Source organism: Streptomyces sp. NPDC002690, from assembly GCF_053592415.1.
The window spans coordinates 1-8,807 of sequence record NZ_JBSFVR010000309.1 but is presented as its reverse complement, the minus strand read 5'-3'; the positions used below and the strand labels follow the sequence as shown (position 1 = coordinate 8,807).

The 8,807-nt window shown below is 72.9% G+C and carries 11 protein-coding genes; 5 read left to right on the top strand and 6 right to left on the bottom strand.

All coding sequences use genetic code 11. The features are described from left to right. Window positions 1–16: 16 nt before the first annotated feature. A complete protein-coding gene (locus ACWD3D_RS28510) occupies window positions 17–382 on the bottom strand; it encodes a hypothetical protein (protein ID WP_451463657.1) in 366 nt (121 codons plus the stop codon). Window positions 383–411: 29 nt separating this feature from the next. Between ACWD3D_RS28510 and ACWD3D_RS28505 the strand changes: the two genes are divergently transcribed. Together ACWD3D_RS28505 and ACWD3D_RS28500 are read left to right on the top strand one after the other, a co-directional pair. Continuing rightward, complete coding sequence (locus tag ACWD3D_RS28505; protein ID WP_451463656.1) at window positions 412–909, top strand: DUF3291 domain-containing protein; 498 nt, start codon at window positions 412–414, stop codon at window positions 907–909. 265 nt (window positions 910–1,174) lie between these two features. Next, on the top strand, window positions 1,175–1,804 hold the full coding sequence (locus ACWD3D_RS28500) for an alpha-ketoglutarate-dependent dioxygenase AlkB (protein ID WP_451463655.1): 630 nt from the start codon (window positions 1,175–1,177) through the stop codon (window positions 1,802–1,804). A 55-nt stretch (window positions 1,805–1,859) separates the two neighbouring features. Here the strand turns inward: ACWD3D_RS28500 and ACWD3D_RS28495 are convergent, their stop codons facing one another. The 4 genes from ACWD3D_RS28495 to ACWD3D_RS28480 all read right to left on the bottom strand — a co-directional run bounded on the left by ACWD3D_RS28495 (window position 1,860) and on the right by ACWD3D_RS28480 (window position 3,827). Continuing rightward, entirely contained in the window at window positions 1,860–2,297 is a 438-nt protein-coding gene (locus tag ACWD3D_RS28495) for an NUDIX domain-containing protein (protein WP_451463654.1), read from the bottom strand. Window positions 2,298–2,545: 248 nt separating this feature from the next. Next, on the bottom strand, window positions 2,546–2,869 hold the full coding sequence (locus ACWD3D_RS28490; RefSeq protein ID WP_451463653.1) for a DUF202 domain-containing protein: 324 nt from the start codon (window positions 2,867–2,869) through the stop codon (window positions 2,546–2,548). Then, window positions 2,866–3,261, bottom strand: coding sequence for a YidH family protein (locus ACWD3D_RS28485; protein WP_451463652.1), 396 nt, complete (start codon window positions 3,259–3,261; stop codon window positions 2,866–2,868). The genes ACWD3D_RS28490 and ACWD3D_RS28485 overlap by 4 nt, the downstream gene beginning before the upstream one ends. Window positions 3,262–3,308: 47 nt before the next feature. Next, the gene (locus ACWD3D_RS28480) at window positions 3,309–3,827 is read right to left on the bottom strand and encodes an NUDIX domain-containing protein (RefSeq protein ID WP_451463651.1); all 519 of its coding nucleotides are present in this window, start codon (window positions 3,825–3,827) and stop codon (window positions 3,309–3,311) included. On the opposite strand from ACWD3D_RS28480, the gene ACWD3D_RS28475 reads away from it, so the two are divergent. Both ACWD3D_RS28475 and ACWD3D_RS28470 read left to right on the top strand, forming a co-directional pair. Next, complete coding sequence (locus ACWD3D_RS28475; protein ID WP_451463650.1) at window positions 3,826–3,969, top strand: hypothetical protein; 144 nt, start codon at window positions 3,826–3,828, stop codon at window positions 3,967–3,969. The two genes, ACWD3D_RS28480 and ACWD3D_RS28475, sit on opposite strands and share 2 nt — an antisense overlap. Then, complete coding sequence (locus tag ACWD3D_RS28470; RefSeq protein WP_451463649.1) at window positions 3,966–5,843, top strand: hypothetical protein; 1,878 nt, start codon at window positions 3,966–3,968, stop codon at window positions 5,841–5,843. The genes ACWD3D_RS28475 and ACWD3D_RS28470 overlap by 4 nt, the downstream gene beginning before the upstream one ends. Before the next feature lie 163 nt (window positions 5,844–6,006). Here ACWD3D_RS28470 and ACWD3D_RS28465 read toward each other — a convergent pair whose 3' ends face one another. Next, window positions 6,007–6,918 (bottom strand): DMT family transporter, encoded by a 912-nt coding sequence (locus ACWD3D_RS28465; RefSeq protein WP_451463648.1) that lies wholly within the window; start codon window positions 6,916–6,918, stop codon window positions 6,007–6,009. A gap of 235 nt (window positions 6,919–7,153) precedes the next feature. Here ACWD3D_RS28465 and ACWD3D_RS28460 point away from each other — a divergent pair. Next, the coding region (locus tag ACWD3D_RS28460; protein ID WP_451463647.1) for an FAD-binding dehydrogenase at window positions 7,154–8,807 on the top strand (1,654 nt) is incomplete at its 3' end.

Here is an 8,807-nt window from a genome sequence, read left to right as displayed (position 1 = left end):
AGGGGGCGGTGGCCGCTCATTCGGTGTCCGGGGAGGTGCTGGTCAGGTCGGTCATCGAGCCGGAGGAGAAGCAGAGGTGCTGTTCGGCCTCGCGGAGGCCCTGGGGTTGCTGGCCGCGCGTGGGTACGAGCCGCATCTGGAAGGCGGCGGGGAGGGCGGCGGCGACGAGGGGGCGGCAGGAGGGAAGGTGCCCGTCGTCCGCATGCGCAACTGTCCCTTCCACGCGGTCGCCGAACGCTTCCCGCCCCTCGTCTGCGGCATGAACCTCGCCCTGCTGGAAGGGCTGCTCGGTACGGACGGTCCCGTCCGCGCCCGCATGGATGCCCGGCCGGGGGAATGCTGCGTCGTCGTCGAAGATTCTAAAAACAATGGTGATTGACATAGAAAAGCGGGCCGTGCTGGGATGAGGTCATGACCGCATCCCCGCGCGCCGCCCACCTCGCCCAGCTCAACGTGGCCACCCTCCTCCATCCCATCGACGACCCCCGCATCGCGCCGTTCGTCGCCCTGCTCGACCCGGTCAACGCCGACGCCGACGGCGCGCCCGGATTCGTGTGGCGGCTCGTGGGGGACAGTGGCGCCGACGCCACCGACCTGCGCCCGGCGGGCGAGAACGTCATCGTCAACATGTCGGTGTGGGAGACCCCGGAGGCGCTCTGGGACTTCACCTACCGCAGCGGCCACCTGGACGTGGTGCGGCAGCGCCGCGACTGGTTCGACCGGCACGTCGAGGCGCACCTGGTGCTCTGGTGGGTCCCGGGCGGACACCTCCCGACCGTCGAGGAGGCTCTGGAGCGGCTGGCGGACCTGCGGGCCAACGGCCCCTCCCCGCGTGCCTTCACCTTCACCTCCTCGTACTCCGCGGACGAGGCCGCCGCGACGTACGCGGGGGAGTCGCTCCCCGGGTGAGGGGGGCGTGGCGGAGCGCGTACGCACCATGTGCCCGCGGGCGATTCCGGCCCGGGTCGCCCTTACTCCATGCGGTGTGTTCAGGGGCTGTCCCGCCGGAAGAGGCGGGACGGCTCCTGGCCGAGTGTCCGGTGAACCTGTGTGTGCGCAGGGGTGGGGCGGCGGGGATGATCGGCTCGTGGCGGCGGGGGCTCGCGGCAGCAGGCGGGGGAGGCGGACGAACCGCGACCCCTATTCGAACAAATGAACTATACTTATCGGTCCCATGTCCTCGTTCCTCCAGTCATCACTCTTCGACCAGTCCGACGGCCCCGCCCTCGGGCCACTGTCCGGGTCGCACCGGACGGAGCTCGGGCAGGGCGCGTGGATCGACCTGCTGCCGGGCTGGCTGAGCGGCGGGGACGAACTGTTCGCGCGGCTCGAAACCGAGGTCCCCTGGCGTGCCGAACGGCGCCGGATGTACGACCGCACCGTGGACGTGCCGCGCCTGCTGGCCTTCTACGGTGCCGCCGACACACTGCCCCACCCGGTCCTCACCGAGGCCCGCCGGGAGCTGTCGGCGCACTACGCCCGGGAACTGGGCGAACCCTTCACCACGGCGGGGCTCTGCCACTACCGCGACGGCCGGGACAGCGTCGCCTGGCACGGTGACCGGACCGGCCGGGGCTCGCACGAGAACACCATGGTCGCCATCCTCTCGGTGGGAGCCCCGCGCGACCTCCTGCTGCGCCCCCGTGACCACGCCGGCGAGACCCTGCGCCGCCCGCTGGGGCACGGGGACCTGATCGTGATGGGGGGTTCATGCCAGCGGACCTGGGAGCACGCGATCCCCAAGACCGCCAGGTCCTGCGGGCCCCGGATCAGCGTCCAGTACCGTCCCCGCGGGGTGCGCTGACCGGCGCGCAGGCGCGCTCGTGCGGCTCCACCGTCTCCGCGCGGAGCCCGTCGCGTCAGGCGGCAGCTCCGGCGTGGTGCGCCTTGATGGCCTCGTGGGCCCACCGGCACATGGTCAAGTGCTCCATCGTCGCCAGATCGAACCAGTGGAACATGATGCCCTCGCTCACCGGGAGAGCGTGCGCGTCACCCTCCCAGTGGGCCGTGTAGACGTGGATGTGCCCCTCGGTGACGTACGGGCCTTCGGCGTGCACGGCGCGGAAGGCGGTGACGTCGGGCAGGACGAGGCCGGTCTCCTCGCGGATCTCCCGCGCGATCGTGTCGGCCGGCGACTCCTCACCCTCCCCGCCGCCCCCCACCAGAGACCAGGTGCCGCTGTCGCAGATCGGTTTGTGGGCATCGCGCAGATGGAGGAGGTAGTCACCCCGGTCGTTGATGATGATCACGGCGGTGCTGGGCCTCGCGGAGGCGTCCGGATCGGGCAGCTCACTCACCTTCCTCGGGAGGTTCGGCCGTCGGCGGAGGGCCGGAAAAGGGACCGGCGGACGACGGTGCCCCCGTCCGGCATGCCCGTACCCGGCACGGAGAAACGCCCACCGGAGCGGGCGGCCGAGGCGTAGGGAGGTACGAACGGCGCACCGGGCGCCCTCTCCGCGCCCGCACCGGGCGCCCTCTCCGCGCCGACTTGTCGCTCCCGGTCAGAGCCGGCCCCGCTCCCCGTTCCCCCCGGGTCCGCCCTGTCTCAGAACACCATCGCCGCCGCGAACACTGCCAAGGCCACCGTGCACGCGGCAGCCGTCAGTGCCGCTCGCGGGGCCAGCGGCTCGGGCTGAGCCGTGCCGGTCTCGCGTACTCGCCGGTGGGCCACCCGCAGGAAGCCGATCCAGGCCGCCGCGCTGAGGGCCAGCGCGACCACCGCCCCGAGGGTCGCTCCGCCGTGCAGGGCCTGCTTCCCGGCCAGCACCGCCGCCACCGTCGCCGACAGTGTGGTGCGACGCCAGGCGAGACGGGTGCGCTCCGGCTGGAGGCCCGGGTCCCGGGCGGCCCCCGCTTCGGCTTGGCTCACCGGCCTTCCCAGCCGAAGAGGACGACCACCACCATCGCCACGGCCACCACCGCGACCACCAGGCTCAGCAGGGTGGGGAACCGTGAGACGGGCAGGTCCTCGCCCCGCCGCATGGCCCGTTCGCAACGGACCCAGTGGTTGACGGCCCGCAGCGCACAGAGCACACCGGCCGCGAGCAGGCCGAACGCCAGACCGGCGCGCACTCCCCACGCGAGCCCCGGCAGGAACTGGTCGACGGCGAAGCCGCCGCCGATCAGGGCCAGTGCCGTACGGATCCAGGCGAGGAACGTCCGCTCATTGGCGAGGGAGAAGCGGTAGTCCGGGGTGTCGCCCTCGTCGCGGATCCGTTGCGGCGCGAACCACAACCGCAAGCTCTGTACGAAATCCTTCACGAGGGAACCCTATCCGCCCCTTTGTGAGCGGTTCTGATCACATCGGGCTAGCCCATTTCCTTCTCCCGGAACGCGCGCAACCGGTGGTACCCCTCCAGCCCGTCGGGCGTCCACGCCCACGCGGCGATGCGCCCCGCCAGCTCCTCGTCCGCGAGGAAGCCGTGCCAGTCGATCTCCTCCTTCTGCGGATCGACCGGCAGTTCGCACCGCACCTGGTACACGCGTGACCACCAGGAGTGCCCGTCCTTCTCGTACAGGAACGAGAACAGCGGTTCGGGCTGCGGCAGTCCATGGACGCCGAGCTCCTCCTCCGCCTCCCGCAGCGCCGCCTCGTCGTACGATTCGCCGGCCCCGACCACGCCACCGACGAACATGTCGTAGTGCGAGGGGAAGACCATCTTGGTGGCCGTCCTGCGATGGACGAACACCCGCCCCTCGGCGTCGCGCGCCTCGATGAACACGCACCGGTGGCGCGGCCCACGCGCGGTCGCCTCGCCTCGCGTCGCGCGCCCCACCACCTCGTCGTTCTCGTCGACGACGTCCAGGATCTCGTCAGCAGGATTCATGCGCCCATCCAACCGCAGCCCGCCGACAGCGGCCGGGGCCGCGGTGCGGTGGGGCGGGGCGCGAAAACCACTCGTCGCGACGGCGGACGACTGCCAGACTCCCGCCATGACCTACGGAATCGAGCAGTACCCCGCCCTGTGAGCGCCCCGGAGGAGCGCGAGCCGCTCACGCCACGGACTTCCCTGTACGACCACGCGCTTCGGCACTCCCACGCGGCGCCGGACGGGCGCCCGCCCGTCCGCGGCTTCCCGCTGCCGGACACGGCACGTTCCGAACGCGCCACCGTCCCCGCCCCCGGGCCCCCCGCAGCCTCCGCCGTCCCCGTCCCCGGCGCCTCCTTCGCCGAGAGCAAGGAGACCGCACACCGGCTGCTCGCACCCCTGCTGACCGATCCCGACGCCGAAAGCGCGGCGGAGCGCGTCCACCGGGCGCTGCGCGGTCAGGGCCTGCGGGAGCGGCCGGTCCGAGCCGCCGTCGCGCGACTGTCGCTGGAGGACCCGGCCGCCGCCCTCGCCCTCGCCCGGAGACTGGTGCGCCACGGCACCACCGCCGCGGCGGTGGGCGTCGGTATCGGGCTCCTCGCCCGCCTCGGGGAGCCCGAGGACGTCCCGTACCTCCGCGTCCTCGGACTCCTGCGGGGCTTCGTCCGTCCGGTCGTGGAGGCGCTGGACGGTCTCGACCGGCCCGCCGCCGCGCTGCTCTGGCTCGGCGCCCACGTCCGGAAGGGGGACCTGCGCGCTCTCGTCGACGCACTGACCGACCAGGACGGCCCGGCCGCACGCCGTCTGCTGCTGGAGGTCCCGGTCGAATGCCGGACCATGGGAGCCGGACATGCCCGCAGGCTCTCCGAAGCGGTGCGCCTGGCGGACCTGATCCGGGCGGACCCCATGGACCACCGTCTCCTCGCCCAGGCCGGACGCCTGCTCGTGATGATGGCGGAGCCGTACGACAGCCAGGTCGAGATCCTCGCCCACCGGGACGCCGTCACCCTCTACGAGGAGCTGATCGCCCGGGCGGCGTCCCTGCCGCCGGACCTCGGCCACCGCACCCTCCTCGCCTCGCTCGCCCTGGAACTGCACAGCGGGGCGAGTGTTCTCCTCGACTGGCCGGCCGGCCGCCGTGAGGCCCTGCTCCACCGTTTGCGAGCCCTGCTGGCCACCCCGGAGCGGGCCGCCGGGAACGAACGCGACCCCGCACGGCACGGGAGCACGGACGACCGGCGGCACCGGTGGGTCCGCCAGATCCTGCGCCAGCTCTTCGACGCCCCTCCCCGGACCGGCCGGCTGAGCGTGGAAGCGACCGTGCGCGATCCGGAGTACCGGGGCCCCGTGGAGACCCGCCTGCTGATCGGCGGCCGACCGCTGGTGCCCGAGTACTTCGGCAGAGGCCCCGCGCGTCCCCCGGGCGAGCTGCTGGCCGGGGGCGGGCTGCGCGCCAGCGCCGAGCCGCGCGAGGTACTCGTCGCCGAGGCGTGGTGCACCGAGGGCTGCTGCGGGGCGCTGTACGTCACGATCCGGCGCGAGGGCGAGGAGGTCGTCTGGTCCGACTGGCGGCGAAGCCTCGGAACAGGGCCGTCACCCGGTGAGGAGCGCTTCGACGCCCTCGCCTACGACGCCGAGATCGAGCGGGCGGAAGCGGACCGGGGCTGGGAGTGGCCGGGCGCCGCGACCATGCGGCTCGTCGAGGAGGGGCTGAGGGCGCGGCCGGATCTCCTCACCCGGTGGGACCTCCGGCAGGGCTGGACCGGTACGGACTTCCGCGACCCCGACGCCAACACGCTCTCCTTCACCTATTGGCCCGGTCTCGCGGAGGGGCGCAGGGACCGCGACGGCCCCTGGCTCCAGTTCGTCTGGCACGTGCCGGACGACGGCGCACCGCCCGCAGAACGGGCGGCGGCCGTACTGCACCGGCTCGCCATCGAGGACCCGAAGGGGTACGCGGAAGTGGCGGGCGGATCGGCCGAGCACGCCCGGGAACTGGGATACCCGTGGCCGGAGGCCACAGAGCGGCGCTGACCGAAGAGCGGCGGTGCGGAAGAGCGGCGCTGACCGAAGAACGGCGGTGCGGAAGAGCGGCGCTGACCGAAGAACGGCGCTGACCGAAGAGCGGCGGTGCGGAAGGGCGGCGCTGACCGAAGAGCGGCGGTGGACGGCCGGGAGATCCGGTCCGGCGCCCAGGTCAGATCCCGCCGCCGTCCGTGGACAGCAGGTCCCGGGCGGGATGGGCGCCGCCGCCCTTGCCGCCCGGGAGCGCCGGATGCAGCCCGAGCAGCACGATCCCCGCCACGATCGCCGCCAGCCCGGCCGCTTGGCCCGCCAAGGCCGCCGGGTCCGTGCGCACCTGGTCGCCGAGGAAGCCGATGCCACAGGCGATCCCCGCCAGCGGCTGGGCGGCGGTCAGCGCGGGCAGCGACATCCGCAGCGGAGCCATCTCGAACGCGCTCTGCACCAGGATCAGCCCGGTCACCCCGATCACCAGGACGACGTACGGCTGCCAGCCGCCCACCAGCGCGGGCCAGCCGCCGTCCGTCAGCAGCTGGCCGCTCTCCCGGGTCAGCGCGTCCTGGAGTCCGTAGAGCAGCCCCGCCGCGAGCGCCAGCAGCGAGGGCGCCACCGCCGGGCGGGCATGCCGGGCGGAGGCGGCGAGAACCAGTGCGAGCCCCACCACCACGCCGATGATCAGCCAGTGCCGCAGCGGGTCGGTCTCCGCCTGCCCTCCGGTCGGCTGCCCCGCGAGCAGGAACGCGGCGACCCCCGAGGACAGCAGCGCCAGCCCGCCCCATCCCTGACGGCCGAGCGGCTGCCCGGTGAGGGCGCGCGACAGGCTCAGCGCGAAGAGCAGGTTGGTCGCCAGCAGGGGTTCCACCACCGACAGCTCGCCCTGGCCCAGGGCCAGGGCGCCCAGCACCATCCCGCAGACCATGAACCCGATGCCCGCCAGCCAGCTGCGTACCTTCATCAGGTCGAGCAGCAGCCGGGGGGAGAGGAAATCGCTCATCGGGGCGCGGCGGGCGGCGTCCTGCTGGAGGACGAAGCCGAAACCCAGGCACGCCGCCGCGCCCACGGAGAGGAGGACGACCAGCAAGGACACAGGTTTCTTCCTCGGATCGAGCGGGCGGAAAGGGTGTGTTCCGAACGATATGCCCATCGATGTAGGGGAGCGGTGAGATTGGTCCGACCGGCCTGTTGACTCCGGCATCGGGGCGTGCGGAAGATCTGACGCACCAGTAACTTCCGCGACCCCGCACGCCCCCGCGACGCCCTGCCGGCGCCGCACCCGCCGTGCCCGGCCGGTTTCCGCAACGCCTCCCCGAAGGATGGAACCCATGGCGTACGACGCCGATGTGATCGTGATCGGAGCCGGCCTCGCGGGGCTGGCGGCCACTGCGGAGCTGGCCGACGCCGGGCGCTCCGTGATCCTGCTCGACCAGGAGCCCGAGCAGTCCCTGGGCGGCCAGGCGCACTGGTCCTTCGGCGGACTCTTCCTCGTCGACTCTCCCGAGCAGCGCCGGTTCCGGATCAAGGACAGCCGGGAGCTCGCCCTCCAGGACTGGTTCGGCACGGCCGGATTCGACCGCAAGGAGGACCACTGGCCGAAGAAGTGGGCCGAGGCGTACGTGGACTTCGCCGCCGGTGAGAAGCGTTCCTGGCTGCGCGCGCAGGGGCTGCGGCTCTTCCCGGTGGTCGGCTGGGCCGAGCGCGGCGGCTACGACGCGACCGGCCACGGCAACTCCGTCCCCCGCTTCCACATCACCTGGGGCACCGGCCCCGGGGTCGTCGCCCCCTTCGAGCGGCGGGTGCGCGAGGGCGTCGCCAAGGGGCTCGTCCAGTTCCGCTTCCGCCACCGGGTGACGGGCCTCGGCCGTACCGGGGGAGCCGTCGACACGGTGACCGGCGAGATCCTGGAGCCGAGCGCCGCCGAGCGCGGCACCGCCAGCAGCCGGACCGCCACCGGGGCCTTCGAGCTGCGGGCCCAGGCGGTGATCGTCACCTCCGGCGGGATCGGCGGCAACCACGACCTCGTACGGGCCCAGTGGCCCGAGCGGCTCGGCACCCCGCCCGCGAAAATGCTCTCCGGAGTGCCCGCCCACGTCGACGGACTGATGCTCGGCGTCGCCGAGGAGGCCGGCGCCCACCACATCAACCGCGACCGGATGTGGCACTACACCGAGGGCATCGAGAACTGGAACCCCATCTGGGACAAGCACGCCATCCGCATCCTGCCCGGCCCGTCCTCCCTCTGGTTCGACGCCCGGGGCAAGCGGCTGCCCGTCCCGCTCTTCCCCGGCTTCGACACGCTCGGCACCCTCGAACACATCATGAAGTCCGGATTCGACTACACCTGGTTCGTCCTGGACCAGCGGATCATCGGCAAGGAGTTCGCGCTCTCCGGCTCCGAACAGAACCCGGACCTCACCGGTAAGTCCGTCCGCGACGTCATCGGCCGCGCCCGCGCCGAGGTGCCCGGACCGGTCAAGGCGTTCATGGACAACGGCGTGGACTTCGTCGTGGAGAACGACCTCGGCGCGCTCGTCCGGGGCATGAACGCCCTGACCGGCGACGATCTCATCGACGAGGACGACCTGCGCCGCGAGATCACCGCGCGCGACCGCGAGATCGCCAACCCGTTCACCAAGGACCTCCAGATCACGGCGATCCACGGGGCGCGTTCGTACCTCGGAGACAAGCTGATCCGCACGGCGAAGCCGCACCGCATCCTCGACCCGAAGGCCGGACCGCTGATCGCCGTCCGGCTGAACATCCTCACCCGCAAGTCGCTCGGCGGTCTGGAGACGGACCTCTCCTCCCGGGTCCTGACGGCGGACGGCACTCCGCTGCCCGGGGTGTACGCGGCGGGGGAGGCGGCCGGGTTCGGCGGCGGCGGGGTGCACGGCTACCGCGCGCTGGAGGGCACCTTCCTCGGCGGCTGCATCTTCTCCGGCCGCACGGCGGGACGGGCGGCAGCGGCGGCGCTGGGCT

Bases quoted from the DNA above. Each gene is read 5' to 3' on its own strand.
- ACWD3D_RS28510 (WP_451463657.1), bottom strand. From the start codon at position 382: ATGTCAATCACCATTGTTTTTAGAATCTTCGACGACGACGCAGCATTC.
- ACWD3D_RS28505 (WP_451463656.1), top strand. From the start codon at position 412: ATGACCGCATCCCCGCGCGCCGCCCACCTCGCCCAGCTCAACGTGGCC.
- ACWD3D_RS28500 (WP_451463655.1), top strand. From the start codon at position 1,175: ATGTCCTCGTTCCTCCAGTCATCACTCTTCGACCAGTCCGACGGCCCC.
- ACWD3D_RS28475 (WP_451463650.1), top strand. From the start codon at position 3,826: ATGCGCCCATCCAACCGCAGCCCGCCGACAGCGGCCGGGGCCGCGGTG.
- ACWD3D_RS28480 (WP_451463651.1), bottom strand. From the start codon at position 3,827: ATGAATCCTGCTGACGAGATCCTGGACGTCGTCGACGAGAACGACGAG.